This is a genomic window from Mojavia sp. (assembly GCF_059505145.1).
Genome location: NZ_JCACKA010000076.1, coordinates 1 through 13,883, shown reverse-complemented (window position 1 = coordinate 13,883; position 13,883 = coordinate 1). Strand labels below are relative to the sequence as shown.

General features: G+C 39.8%; 13 protein-coding genes and 1 pseudogene. 6 read left to right on the top strand and 8 right to left on the bottom strand.

The features are described from left to right. The 4 genes from AC5JL8_RS21820 to AC5JL8_RS21805 form a co-directional block, all read right to left on the bottom strand. Entirely contained in the window at positions 1-1,059 is a 1,059-nt protein-coding gene (locus AC5JL8_RS21820; protein ID WP_495881781.1) for a Rieske 2Fe-2S domain-containing protein, read from the bottom strand. A 317-nt stretch (positions 1,060-1,376) separates the two neighbouring features. Then, the gene (locus tag AC5JL8_RS21815) at positions 1,377-2,810 is read right to left on the bottom strand and encodes a bifunctional orotidine-5'-phosphate decarboxylase/orotate phosphoribosyltransferase (RefSeq protein WP_495881780.1); all 1,434 of its coding nucleotides are present in this window, start codon (positions 2,808-2,810) and stop codon (positions 1,377-1,379) included. Between the two features lie 179 nt (positions 2,811-2,989). Beyond that, positions 2,990-3,706, bottom strand: a complete 717-nt coding sequence (locus AC5JL8_RS21810; protein ID WP_495881779.1) for a molybdopterin-dependent oxidoreductase — start codon at positions 3,704-3,706, stop codon at positions 2,990-2,992. A 41-nt stretch (positions 3,707-3,747) separates the two neighbouring features. Then, positions 3,748-4,347 (bottom strand): cytochrome b/b6 domain-containing protein, encoded by a 600-nt coding sequence (locus tag AC5JL8_RS21805; protein ID WP_495881778.1) that lies wholly within the window; start codon positions 4,345-4,347, stop codon positions 3,748-3,750. Positions 4,348-4,787: 440 nt separating this feature from the next. On the opposite strand from AC5JL8_RS21805, the gene AC5JL8_RS21800 reads away from it, so the two are divergent. The 3 genes and pseudogenes from AC5JL8_RS21800 to AC5JL8_RS21790 all read left to right on the top strand — a co-directional run bounded on the left by AC5JL8_RS21800 (position 4,788) and on the right by AC5JL8_RS21790 (position 7,597). Beyond that, positions 4,788-5,198 (top strand): GAF domain-containing protein, encoded by a 411-nt coding sequence (locus AC5JL8_RS21800; protein WP_495881843.1) that lies wholly within the window; start codon positions 4,788-4,790, stop codon positions 5,196-5,198. After that, positions 5,134-6,568: pseudogene (locus tag AC5JL8_RS21795) on the top strand (ATP-binding protein); the annotation flags it as partial. The gene AC5JL8_RS21800 and the pseudogene AC5JL8_RS21795, both read left to right, overlap by 65 nt. Before the next feature lie 657 nt (positions 6,569-7,225). Next, entirely contained in the window at positions 7,226-7,597 is a 372-nt protein-coding gene (locus tag AC5JL8_RS21790) for a hypothetical protein (RefSeq protein WP_495881777.1), read from the top strand. 373 nt (positions 7,598-7,970) lie between these two features. Here the strand turns inward: AC5JL8_RS21790 and AC5JL8_RS21785 are convergent, their stop codons facing one another. After that, positions 7,971-8,678, bottom strand: a complete 708-nt coding sequence (locus tag AC5JL8_RS21785; protein ID WP_495881776.1) for a Uma2 family endonuclease — start codon at positions 8,676-8,678, stop codon at positions 7,971-7,973. A gap of 350 nt (positions 8,679-9,028) precedes the next feature. Between AC5JL8_RS21785 and AC5JL8_RS21780 the strand changes: the two genes are divergently transcribed. Then, entirely contained in the window at positions 9,029-9,217 is a 189-nt protein-coding gene (locus AC5JL8_RS21780) for a hypothetical protein (protein WP_495881775.1), read from the top strand. Here the strand turns inward: AC5JL8_RS21780 and AC5JL8_RS21775 are convergent. After that, positions 9,206-9,715 carry a transposase gene (locus AC5JL8_RS21775; RefSeq protein ID WP_495881774.1) on the bottom strand — a complete coding sequence of 170 codons (510 nt, stop codon included), beginning with the start codon at positions 9,713-9,715 and terminating at the stop codon, positions 9,206-9,208. The genes AC5JL8_RS21780 and AC5JL8_RS21775 overlap by 12 nt on opposite strands. Positions 9,716-9,800: 85 nt before the next feature. On the opposite strand from AC5JL8_RS21775, the gene AC5JL8_RS21770 reads away from it, so the two are divergent. Then, the gene (locus AC5JL8_RS21770) at positions 9,801-10,397 is read left to right on the top strand and encodes a helix-turn-helix domain-containing protein (protein ID WP_495881773.1); all 597 of its coding nucleotides are present in this window, start codon (positions 9,801-9,803) and stop codon (positions 10,395-10,397) included. Continuing rightward, positions 10,310-10,738: a transposase family protein gene (locus AC5JL8_RS21765; protein WP_495881842.1), complete on the top strand. Its 429-nt coding sequence runs from the start codon at positions 10,310-10,312 to the stop codon at positions 10,736-10,738. Before AC5JL8_RS21770 ends, AC5JL8_RS21765 begins: the two co-directional genes overlap by 88 nt. Positions 10,739-10,899: 161 nt before the next feature. On the opposite strand, the gene AC5JL8_RS21760 is transcribed toward AC5JL8_RS21765, so the two are convergent. After that, on the bottom strand, positions 10,900-12,540 hold the full coding sequence (locus AC5JL8_RS21760; RefSeq protein ID WP_495881772.1) for a PRC-barrel domain-containing protein: 1,641 nt from the start codon (positions 12,538-12,540) through the stop codon (positions 10,900-10,902). A gap of 16 nt (positions 12,541-12,556) precedes the next feature. Next, positions 12,557-12,754 (bottom strand): hypothetical protein, encoded by a 198-nt coding sequence (locus tag AC5JL8_RS21755; RefSeq protein WP_495881771.1) that lies wholly within the window; start codon positions 12,752-12,754, stop codon positions 12,557-12,559. Positions 12,755-13,883 lie beyond the last annotated feature (1,129 nt).

Here is a 13,883-nt window from a genome sequence, read left to right as displayed (position 1 = left end):
TCAAGCACGCCAGCGAAGTAACTGACTTTTGACAGGGTTTACAAATGGTCGCTCTTCTGCCAGAGAGCGAGCATACTCACGCTTTAACTGGTAGTACCACTGCGCTTGCATATCTGAGTCCTTAATTAGTCGCAGCACTGGATTGTGCTTGAGGCCTATCTGCTGCTTTTCGACTACTGCACGGTCTTGATTAAGGAATGCTCGTGTTAGTAAATGCATCACAGGTTTGGCCCATTTTGCCCAAGAGGGTGTCCAGTAAAGAGCAAAGGTAACTTCGGTTTCTGTGTCAGAAATGGGTGTAATTGCTGTTAAATTACAAACCCGATGCTTTGTAGTCGTTGTCTCTTCTACTCTCACTCCAGGTAATCGAAAAGAAATCTCGGTTTCGGGAATACCGCCAAGCAGCCAGTATAGTTTGCCTGTATTCGCTGGCAGTTGGTGTCGTCGCATCGTGAACCCGAAGGGAGAGGGGTCGAATTGCTTTACTTCTTCGTGGAGTTCTCCAGATCGCCACCACCATACACGATGAACGTAAGGTGAATGTGCAGGGTCCATCAGTCCTAACACTGCATGATCCACAAAACAGGGAAACCGCATGACCTCCACAAGCTGCGGTGGGCGATCGCCAAAACCAGGAACCTCTGGAATCTCTGGAATCTCCATCCTAGAAGAAGATTGAGATTTACCCGGTTGTGCCATATATATCCAAATATTTCCCTGAGTTTCGCGCACCTCGTAGGACTGGACATTGAAGCGACTCAAATCCTGATCCTGTTCTTCCAGCAGAGATGGAATTGCAACACAGCGTCCAGCATGATCAAAGCGCCAACCGTGGTAGCAGCATTCTACTTCTTGCCCATCGAATCGACCACAACTCAAAGGCACAGCACGGTGAGGGCAAATGTCCCGCACGGCAAATATCTTTCCTTCCTGACTGCGACACAGCAGTACTGGTTCTCCCAAGAAGGTGCGGGCAACCATTGTACCGGGTTTGAGCCGAGCGCTGGGCAGAGCATAGTACCAAACGTTACGCAAAAAGAAGTTGTGGTTATCTGTCATAACTAACTGGACAGTCTGTAGTTGTAATGCAAAAACTGCTTGAGAACAAAGGATTCATTAGAGTCGGATATGTTCCTGCTGCTTTGAACAATCAAAAAATTTAGAAGTGTTGGTGAGGTCTGCAATGATGCCAAATTTGTCAATATCTTGGAGGTTGATTAGTGAGTTGCTAAAGATGTGTTACGAGTAAAAATACCATGACCTGTGAAATTTAGGGCGATCGCAGTTCATGAGCGCTACTTAGCTATCCCAAATTTGGTATTAGAGGCAAAAGTTGTATCTCTCAACATTAAATTTTTTAATTCTGCATAGCGGTACTAGCTTTCTTTAAAAGCTAAAAATTGCTCCTCATTAATTCGTCCTGCTTGATAGAGAGTTTCTGTAATTTCTGAAATAGTTAAAACTGCATAACTGCGGTAACCATTTTCTTTTAACCTATTTTTTACTCCTTGTTCATGGTCAATAAATACCACAATATCATTAACATTTAATCCTGCTGACTTCAATTTTTCAGAGCCTTCCATGACACTTTTACCACTGATGAGAATATCATCAACCACCACAACCGTTTCACCAGGATGAAAATCACCTTCAATTACCCTGCGAGTTCCGTGTGCTTTTACTTCTTTACGTGGAAAAATCATTGGGCAATGAAGGCGTAAAGCTAAACCAGTAGCTGTAGGTAATGAACCGTAGGGAATACCTGCTATCCTATCAAAATTCAGGTTTTGCAAAATTTCTTCATAAGCACTCAGAACTTGATTGAAGACTTGAGGCTCGGAAATTATTTTGCGTAAATCGATGTAATAAGGAAATATCGCTCCCGATGCTTGGACAAAATTACCAAACATAATGCAGCCAATATCGTACAGTTGTAAAATTAAATCTTGCTGGGGATGTTGATTTAAAAAACATACATCAGGCAACCACACAGAACAAGTAGAATTCTCATCAATTATGTTAGTTTTAGCTTGATTAATTTCAGCACGTAAACTTTGAATTGCTGAAGATAATTCTAAGTTCCCTAACATATCTTGGGGCACAGGAATTAGCAAACCATCACCATTATCATTCAAGCCTGCTGCTAAAATTTCGTTAAGATTGCTACCTTCTGCCCAAATGCTACGTGCCATGATCATTCGTTCGGGTGCAACCGCCCGAATCAGCGCCAAAACTTCAGGATTTGTAGTTCCTACTTCCAAACCCAATTGTTCTGGAGTACCCCAGGTTTTTGATTCTTTAACTACCTGCAAATATAGTGGTGATTCGTTTGTCGGATATTGCTGTAAACTTTGCGCTCCAAGATTAGATGTACAACACAAAATAAATACAGCCTTATCAGGATAAACCAAAAATGGTGCTACATGGTCTTGCCCTGCATAGGGGCTGAGAGTAATCGCATCTACCTGCCATTCTGTAAACACAGTACGGGCAAAAATTGTACTAGTATTTAAGTCACTGTGTTTAGCATCTAAAATGATGGGAATGTGTTTTGGAATAGCTGCTAAAGTTTTGTGTAGCAGTTCTAAACCTGGAATATCCAACGCTTCATAAAAGCCCAGCGTTGGTTTATATGCACAGACAAAATTAGAAGTTTCATTAATAATAAATTGCAACCAATTCCATAACCCAGCGATCATATCTTGAGATTGATAGCGGCTAGGCATCATCTCTGGATTCGGATCAAGCCCTACAAATAGTAAACTTTGATTTTGTGCAATATTATTATGTAGCTTATCAAAAAAGTTCATATTTAATTTAAATAAATGATTGTTAGTATTTTACAGCTATTAATATATAATTTGTATCTATTTTTTGACATATACTAGGTGGGCAATGCCGACGCTACACAAATAAATATTCTTTACAAATCATGTAGAGTTACTATATTAATAATAAAAACAACTAACAGAGTCAATTTATCAAATATTTAAATTCCTGCAAACCATTCATAACCTTGGTCTTCCCAATAGCCCTTAAAAGGTGATAAGTAACTAGTCAGCGTAATTCGAGTTACCCACTTACTTTGTTTATAACCAAGTTTAATCGGTGAGGCTAAACGCAAGGGTGCGCCGTTATCAACTGGTAAAGGTTCACCGTTTTTCTGATAGGCTAATAAAGTCTGAGGATGCAAGGCTGATGCTATATCCCAACTTTCATAATAGCCATCAGCTGATTTAAAATAAGCATACTTGACATTAGCTTTAGGTCTAGCAAGAGTAATAATTTCTTGTAAAGTTATGCCTCCCCATTGTACGATCGCAGCCCAACCTTCCACACAAACATGACGAATAATCATGGAAGTTAAGGGCAAAGCTTGAATTTCTGCCATACTGAGACTCAAAGGATTATTGACCTCACCATCAACAATTAACCGATATTTTTCCTGGTCAATAATTGGAGTACCTCTAAAGGTGTTAACTATTAAAGCCTCTGGTTGAATGTCACTGGGTAAAAATTCTGGTACTGGCTTTTGTGGGTTAAATATTAACTCTTCTACCTTCTGATTTAATGGTTCAGAAAGTTTACCCACCAAATCTTCAAAGCCCTGTGTGCCACAACCACTAAGCAGAAAACCTACGCCAGACAATCCAGAAATTTGGAAAAATTGGCGGCGTGTAAATTGATTTCTCCTAATTAAACCCATATTAAAAAATCTCGAATTTATTTGCAGCAACAGCAGTAAGTTTACCAAAACATAGATTCTGTAAGTTGCTGACCTCCAGCTTTACGTCCTAATAAAGAGTGGATGATTACAAATACAATAACTATTGGCACCGAAGCAAAATGAACAATACGCAATGCTTGCCAATTACCAAATATATTTACAATCCAAGGAAATTGAGCAGGTTTATACATTCCTATACCAGTAATTAAAGCTAAGAGCAAAATAGGAATAATCGCTGTATAGACAATGCGATGCCAAGCATAAATTAGGCGCTGCGAGTTATGGCTTTTCTGTAATGCTTTCAAATCATTAGCGCCCACAAACCGATGTCGCCAGCGTTTGGTAATTAAAACGTAAATTCCGTACCACAAGAGATTCAGCGAAAATAACCACATGGCAAAAAAATGCCAATGTCTACCTCCAGCCAGCCAACCTCCTAATGTAAATATGGGGGGAATATGGAAACCTGCACGCCCGCCAAAAACAGGATTAGCATTGTAAATTTGTAATCCACTGGTAAGCATAATAAACAAGCTGACAATATTACCAGAGTGGAAAATCTTAGCTGGAATTGCTTGAGTTGGTAGCTTCCGCATTTTCGGGGGAATTGTCGAAGTCATAGTTTAGTTACTTTGCTGTTTTATCCTCAAGTGCAATTGCAATTGTATTGTTGATTATTTTTCTAGCTATTGCAATAAGCATTGCTTGTGAGTATTGAAGGGGTACTACTGAACTAGCATATGCTTTTTTGCGATCGCCTCATCAATTATTAATGACTGTTTTTGATTGCCTATTCATCCTTATGCTAACTATACATTCAGCATTACCGTAAAATTACTGAATAAAAATTAGTAAAAAATTATTAATATCGTTTATTAGTTTGTTATGGGATCAGAGATTGTAAATCTCAGTCCTTGATTGCTCGTAGTTACAGTCAAAACATAGTAAGCCAGTAATAGCTCTATTAATTAACAATATTTTGTTTACTTTTAAATTAAAAATGAACGCGCCATTACCTGATAACGAAGCACAGAGACTTGAAGCACTTTCGTAGTATCAAATTCTTGGCTCAAATGCTGAAGCTGCCTTTGATGACCTCACTCGTTTAGCATCATATATTTGTGGTACTCCTATTGCTTTAGTCACCTTGGTTGATGCCAATCGTCAGTGGTTCAAATCCAAAATCGGTTTGGAGGCGTTAGAAACACCCCGTAATGTTGCATTTTGCGCTCATGCTATTGTCAAACCAAACATTTTTATTGTTCCTGATGCCACAACTGACGAAAGATTTGCTGCTAATCCCTTAGTCACATCAGATCCTCATGTACGTTTTTATGCAGGTGTACCTCTAATTAACGCAGAGGGGTATGGGTTGGGAACACTATGTGTCATTGACAATGTACCGCGGGATCTCGCTAGAAAGAGAACGGCGACAACTCCAAGAAATTATCACTTGTGCTATACCTATTAGTGGAGATGCTTTGTTATCCCTAATCAACGAGATTTTGGATTTATCCAAACTTGAGGCTGGGGAAATGATGCTCGAAACTCTAGACTTTGACTTATCAACCTGTGTTGAGGAAGTTTTGGATTTGTTGGCTCCCCAAGCCCACAATAAAGGATTAGAAATTGCGGCATTAATTTATCGCAACGTTCCCACCCACCTGCAAGGAGATGCTACACGCTTACGGCAAATTCTGATGAACTTGATTAGCAATGCGATTAAGTTTACTAGCACAGGGGAGATATTAATCCGAGTAGAATTACGTTCGCAAACTCCAAATACAGCTACATTAACTTTGCTATCACAGATACGGGTCTTGGCATTACCCCAGAAAATCAAAGCAGACTCTTTCAGCCATTTACCCAAGTTGATGCTTTTACTACCCGCAAATATGGCGGTACAGGTTTAGGATTAGCTATTTGCAAACAATTAGTAACTTTGATGGGAGGAGAAATTGGCGTAGAAAGTCAGCTGGGGCAAGGCTCGCAGTTTTGGTTTGAGGTGACTTTTGCCAAGCAACTCCAGCCTGCTTCTACAATAAGCGATCGCGGGCTGCTGAACAATCGCCGCTTGTTAGTAGTAGATGACAACGCTACTAATCGCAAAATTATTTACCATCAAGCTACCCGTTGGGGAATGCAAGTAGATCAAGCTGAGAGTGCTGCTGTGGCTCTGGGTGTAATTCAAGAAGCTTGTGAGCAAAACCAGCCTTATGATGTCATCTTAATTAATATGCAAATGCCCGAAACAGATGGCATGGCTTTAGGAGCGCAGATTAAAGCAACTTCTACTATTGCTGAGATATTGCTATGACTGCTAATGCAATGAAAGAAGATAGACAAATGTGTTTAGATGCAGGCATGGATGACTATCTCAGCAAGCCAGTGATGAAAGAAAAATTGGCAGTAACGCTAGAGCATTGGACAAGTATAATTTTCAAAACACAAAATACAGATACAACTGAGCAGATAGAATCTCTGACAAATACTGATGCACTCGGCCTACCCCTTGATTGAGAACATCTACATCAACTTTCCGAAAATAACGCAGAATTTGAATTGGAATTACTACAATTATTTGTTGAAGATAGCCAGTCTCATTTAGAAGCAGCCAAAACTGCGATCGCGACTAATGATTTTCAGCAACTTCTTAAGGAATCGCACCATCTCAAAGGCGCTAGTGCCAATGTCGGAGCTACAACTATGCAGCAAGCCGCAGAACAACTAGAAAAATTAGGCCATACCCAAGAGCTTCAAGATACAGCTAAATTAGTCCAAGATTTGGAAGATTTTCTACACCTGATTCAAGTTTATTTAACTGATAAATTGCCAAATTAACAGTATGGAAGAAAAAAGAGGGTACAAGGAAAAGAAGTCATGATTATAGCTTTTTAATAAGAGCAATAATCATTCAACTCTCCTATCCAATGATCGCGTAACATAAATTTTACTAAATGCCATTTCCTAATTATAAGAGTTTTACTTATGCAATGGGACAGAAGTAAGCAAAAAGTAAAACATAATATTCTCCGAGTAGCTATAAGGATTAATTGACGCAGTTTTCATGTATTTAGACCACACTCTTATATTTCTCTCTGCGTCTCTGCGTGAGATAAAAAAATGTGGTTTATTTATCTGAAAATAGCTGTAAACACTATCTGAACTTAAGGAGTTTAGACCTGGGAATTTTTTCAATACCTTTGTTCGACAAGCATCTCCTAAATTACCCTTATTCAAGATACCGTATTTTTAAAAGAGCCGCACCCAATTCTTTTGTTGAAAAGAAACGTAAAAATAGGGGTTTGAGATTATTCTTTGCCGAAGGTAACAAAAGAGGGATAATAAATAGTTATTCCACGATTTTTACCTACATAAGTTTTCAGCCGAGTGAGGTACAACACGATGCCTGAAAACCTTACATGGCAAAGTCTCTGATGTACTTCATCCATGTCGAAACCTAATTATTAGTTTTTCAATTTTTTGGAGGAGAGGAAAATGAAGAAGTTCACCTGTTTCATTATTGTCGGGGCAGTATTGTCGATTAATGCGCCGGCCTTTGCTGAAAATCGTGCGGTTAATATCAGTATTGGCAGTATTGGTGGTTCCTTAGATAATGCCGCTTTGCGAACAATTCGCCAAGTTATCGGGTTTGCAGTCGGCACTAGCACCGTCGATAAATTCATTGTATATAGTCCCAGGGTCGGATCTCCTATTCCCATCGAAGGAGGTTTATCTGCTTGTGCTGAAGCTGGCTTCGGCACAAGCAATACAAGATTTAATGCTTTTATTCAGGAGTTGCGTTCAATTAATCCCAAACCAGGGACTTTCTACAATGTAGAACTTACCGCAAGCTGCAAACAGAGATAAGAATGTCGTTTGCACTTAAGTGCGGTGGATGGGCTGAGGTACAAGCCCATCCATCGAGTTACACGTAAGCTTAATATGTTGCTCAACCGGAGCGCGGGCTTTTGGCGCTTGAGTATTTTTTTATCAAAAATTGAGCGACTCCAAGTCGATGGATGGCAGACAGTTGGAACAATTTTATATTGTATTTTAAAGTACTTCGCGCTTAAGCATGAAGATTGGCGATCGCCCTAATTTTGGAAACACCTCACAAAATCGCATTGCTTCCCAATTAATTTTGTCTAAGATTCTTCCCTTGATCGGGTAAAAAATGTCTCAGACAAGTCCCATAGACATCCGCCTACAAACTTTGTCATGGCTGGTAGCGATGGCGCATTTATCTGTTCGCCAATTGCTCGACAAAATTACCATGTTCAGAGGAATTTAATCCCAGCTGCAACACCTGTAACACCCGCACCATCTGATTGTCTAGCAATGCTTCCACAGCTAACCACAACCCTGGAAAAACTTGAGAGCGAATGATCCCATCTTCACCAGGAGATAGCAATTGATAGTCGCCATCACTGAGGTAAAACCATTCTATTTGATTCTCGTAAGATTGCCAGATTATGTATTCCAACACCCCGTTACGGCGGTAAACCTGTTTTTTGCTGCCCCTATCGATCGCGGCACTACTTGCGGCTATTTCTACAATTAACTCAGGCGCACCTTCAATATAACCATCGCTACTCAATTTTGTCTGTCCACCCGCAGCTGTTTCAACAAACAGCACTGCATCCGGTTGTGGTTCGTTATCTAAATCGAGTCTGACAGTTGGAGCATCACTTAAGTCAATACCAGGAGTTAATGATTGGTAAACTCCTAACCAAGTTATCATCCGGCTGTGAGGTTTACCATGCTGTTCATGTCTTAATGGAGATGCCACGTAAACGATTCCTTCAATCAGTTCTGCTTTTTTGATATGAGGAGCAGCCGCGTAACGTCGTTCAAATTCGGGGCGAGTCAGGCGATCGCCACTTTGAAGCGGGGGCAGATTTTCTAGAGGCGAATTGGATTGTGTTTGGGGTGAGTATTCTCTAACCATTTGCCAATTCTCGTAATTTATTGTATGTACCTTTGAGTGTAATTTCTGTTTTTGTTTTATTTACTATTTGCACATTCGATAGGATTTGAAGTATTTTTCCTGATCAATTGCTATCGCTATTACTAATAATATACATAGTTGAAACCTTACTGGCATTTGCCAGCACAATTCATAACTCAGATTCTAGGTATGCTACCAAGCTAATAATTATTAGTGGTTCCAAAAAAATGGTATCCCTGGCTGTGTAGATTATAAATGATCAGCACGTTACACAAGATTGTGGCAAAGATTGTTTCACCCAAGTTGATGAGTATCGTCACAAAATCTCAGTTACAATATAATTCAAAACAATGACCCAGAAGATTGAATCATACACCGAATTTGAAGCCAGATTAGATAAGATGATTCAAGCAGGAAAACTAGAACCTAAGTATAAATCTCTAATTTTAGAAATAGCTGAACTTGGAGATAAAGCTTATGCTAATGGTCTTATTCTTGGACTGGGATGGGGTGAAGATGCTAAGAACCTATCCCACTAATAAAATTCTATTAATCCAAATGTGAATTCTAGCTAGAGAAAGAAAAGCGTTGAAGCAGGCAGAAATCCGCTCCCATCGAACCACAAGCCTGCGATATTTTCTTTGGAACCAGGCGAAACAACGCTCTTGTTGAAAACGTGGAACTGAGATTTTAATTGGTCTGCCGCGATTCTTCTTGCTCTTCCAAACACGCTTGGGTAATTGTGGTCTGATACCGCGTCTACGCAAAGCAGCACGTTTATCTTTGGAATCGTAACCTTTATCTGCCGCCAACACTTTTACTCGTTTACGCGGTCTACCGGGTTTGTTCGTGTTGACTTTGACACTATCTAACAGTGGTATAACTTGATCTCTTTCGCTACCGTTGGCTGGAGTTGTGCGATTGGCCAAAGGCATACCATTACCATCAGTTAGCGTATGTATCAAAATCCCTTTGCCTTTATGGCCATACTTAACACCCTCACCGCCACCTTTTCCAGGGGGAAAAAGACCCGTCAACGGCACCGTAACTCCAGTTAATTAAACCCTTCTCTTGAGCAATTCCTAGTAGACTTGTCCGAAATATTAACTTAGGAAAAGAAAAATGGTAAAACGTTTAAATGAGTGTCTACCATTTTCAATATTAGTTATGGTTTTTGATTATATCCAAAAGTATCCACTACGAACAAAACAAATTTTAGGGATTAGTTACGAACAATTACAATCGCTGCTAAATTGTGCCAGAAATCGTCACAACGAAATTAAAACTAAACAGTCAAGCCATAAAATCAGAATCAATGCGGCTGGCGGGGGGCGCAAAGAATTACTATTAATCCAAGAGCCAGTATGTTTATGCTTATTTTATTTACGGCAGATGCCGACATTTCAAGTATTAGGAATGTTGTTTGGAGTTTCTAAGACAGAAGCTAATGATACATTCCATTATTGGGTACCAATCCTTCGAGATATCTTACCATCTAGTTTATTAGAACAAGTCTCAGATAATGAAAGCAATTTACTATTTTTTCAAGAAGTGTTAACGAATTTTAGGCTATTAGTCGATAGCCTGGAACAGTTAATATATAGACCTTCCGGCCAAAAAGAGCAACAAGAATATTTTTCTGGAAAGAAGAGACAACATACTTTAAAAAGTCAAGTAATTGGGCTACCAGAAGCCAAAGATATTGTCAGGCAGAAGTAGGCGCTCGTGGGCCAACAGCAGATATAAAGTTGTTTCGTAAATCTCAAGAGAAATTTGATAAATCTCAGCCATTTTCAGGAAATAAAGCGTATCAAGGTGGTGAGAATATTATTACTCCTCATAAAAGAAAACCGAAACAAGAACTAACCCAACAACAAAAAGATGAAAACAAAGCTTTATCTAGTAATCGGATATTTATTGAGCATTTGATTCGTTTACTCAAAATATTTCGCATAGTCTCACAAAGATTCCGCTTAAAAATTGATAGTTATGAGCAGATTATTTTAACAGTTTGTGGGTTGGTTAGGTTGAGAATAGGCAGTTTAATTTTACCAACTTAATTAGTAACAATAATCATAAATTTTTAGAAACTAGGAGTTTATTTTTATGCCTCTAAACTATCACTAACTATATCAAACCCTTGTAACTGCGTTTTCGCAAAAATCTCAAAGTTTTGTCTCAAAGCTTTGAACACTCTGGCGCAAGGAGTTTTCGGACAAGTCTATTTAGATTCAAGTTGTGATCGCCCATTACCGTGATGCACTAAGGCTGCCATTCCGTGTTCTGAAGCACGTAACTCCTTGTCAGAGATTTCTGGCTCCTTGGTATAGACTGAACTCAGTAAGATATTCAGAACTCCACTTTCTTCAGCCTGACGGACGGCGCGATGGGTAATTAGTTCACCCACATTGAGAATTACGTTGTCTTCTGGGTCAAGAATGACACGGGTAACTGGACGACCCAATGCTTGTTCAATTCGTTGCTTCTTCATTGCCCGTGTGCTGCGTCCTTGTAGCTTTTCAGACTGCTTTTTCAAGGCTTGCCAGAAACTGTTGAGGTTCTTTTGGGCGATGCTTGCTCCGTCGCGCAGTTGAACTTTGGTTTCTAACCAAGTGTCATTAGCGCTAGAACGGGCTACGGTTGCCAAATCTAGACCGACAGCATTGAGTAATTCTGCTTCTTTACCGTAAGTCTGGGTACGATCGAGAACGGATTCGGTCACAATTTGCCCAGATGCTGCAATAATTAAGCCTTCGTTAGCACGCACTGTTTGCAAGACTCTGCGCCCTTTTGTTTGTTGGATCGCTACATGTGCAGCCAGCCCATCAACTGAGTGACGCAGATTAGCGACGCTACTGTGAGTTGCGCTCCCAATTCGATTGCTAGTAGATTCGATTGCTGCTTGCATATTGCGGCTGATGTTTGCAGTTAGACTGCCATTGGTGGCTCGATAGAGTTCATCAAGGATACCCAGGCGATCAGCCGCTTCTGCATCGACTAGGGTGACTTCCTGCCCTTGCAGTAGCAATACATTTCCGTCTGGAGTCAGCACATCCTGCTCAACGTGCTTGCCAATCACATATACCTTTTGCTCCGCAGGGTCAACCAAATTATTAGTCAGCGAAGCAGTCGCATCTCGATTCAGGTCTTGCAGTTTGCTGCTAGTAGCATCAGTTGCCGTCTGCAATTGCTCACTTGCATTCTGCCTTGCTTCCTGTAGACTACGGTTCACGTTCTCTACCGAGCTTTGCAGTTGCTCATTTACGGTTTGAACTGCTGTTTGCAGTCTGCGGTTAGCAGTCTCAGCCGAGTCTTGGAATCTATCTTCAGTTGCGTTAACGGCTCCTCGGATACCACCGACCTGTTCTGCCATCATTTGAGCAGTTTCTGGAGGCACAAAAGCAACATCGTCACCAATTTTCAGCGTTTCGGGAGCAGGAACGAATGATCGCCCAGAGTAAGCATCGGCAAACACACCACCGGAAACTTCGTATCCTTCCACCAGTCCACTGTGCTCATCAAAGAACAAATCAACCAGTCCGCCAAGATCGAGTCCTTGAGTAGTCAGAATTCTCGTGCCTCTGAGCACGATATTCTGGTGCAAAATCTCTTTAATTGCCGGAACACGATGTGCCTCAACAACAGATTCTTTAGAGTTAACTACGATCGCATCTAATCCTATAGCTTGCACCTCTTGCAAAGGAATCACTTTTGCATCCCGAAACAGTCCCTTCTCTTTTACCAAGAAGCCCAAAAGTTGATTGCGTTTTTGATCGAAAATTAAATCTCGAATTCGCTCAATTTTCTTACCAGCGTCGTATGTGACGACCACTTTATCGATAATATCACTACCTTTACGCATTTATTCCTCGCAGTTTTTATTGATTGGGTTGTTCAGTGACTTGTTCGTTAGTTAGCTGACTTTTTAGCTGAAAATATCGTCCCTCTCGACCAAAACCAGGAACAATGTCAACCACGCCAAAGTATTCGAGGAGTACCCCAAACGTGGCGATCAGGATGATGATAATGGTGATGTTTGCTCCAGCATGAGAGCGATTTCCTACGAGTCTTGGCATTTTTTCCTTTTATTTATTGTTGTTTTTATAGCTAAACTTGCTGTCAATATTAGACAAGATTATTTACAAAAAGAGTATAATTTATCTATTTCTCGGAATATACCTTCGCTCACTTTTTTTTGAAAATAAATTCAAAAGATATATTTCTCAATATAGATTTTTGATTTAGTTGATTTCAAGCTGTTGAATCTATATTCAAAATTAATATTTTTAGCCATAACTCTATTGTAGTACTTAAAAGATTATTTTAGTTAATTTACTGGTATGCTCTTGTTAAAAATTTAATTTTTTAGTACACGATATACATCTTTTAGGCTATTCATACTTTCCTTAAACCTAATTCAAACAGCAGGGTTTGCTTAGAAGCAAAAACTGACCAAAAAGGTGTAAAAGTAGCGAAGATATTGTGGCTTAAAGTAAAAAATTCCCGAATTCAGGGACAGAGTGGCTTTATTGTTTTGCCTTCAAATAGAAAAAGAAAAAATATGTCACCCACTTACTCGATTGGTTTTCATCCTCTATAAAAGAATCATCGATGGGGCATTCCCCGCCCTTTCTTTTCTGGCTCCTTGGGGAATATATCTTCAAACAACTGTAATGACTGGTCGCTTAATCCTTCAAATCGCCCAGCCATACCCTAATACAACTTACCTTCATCAACAGCAGATTATCATATTGCTGGTATTAGTGGGATAGATTCTAATAATGTTATTCTTGATCAATAGACCTGTCCGAAAATTTACAAGCGTGTCTGTGCAAAGCTTTGAAAGCCAGCTTTGATATCTTCATAGAAACGTAGTAATCACGGTTAAAGATAGTTAGTGATAGTTTAGACCAAAAAATATGCCCCCCCTTTATCTTGTGTGAGCATGTAATTATCACTTTTGATTAAGTTGGTAAAACTAAACTACCAATTCTTAATCTAACTAAACCACAAACAGTAAAAATTATTTGCTCGTACACCGGAGAATGAAGTCGAAATCGTCAAGAGGCAATGCGGAAAATCTTGATAAGCCGAATTATGTGTTCAATGAAGATTCGATTACTAGAAAAAATCTGATTTTCTGCTTTTTGGGGAGCATCTCAGCTTTGTAAGAACAGATGAACTAGTAAGTGGAGGTGAAAATCA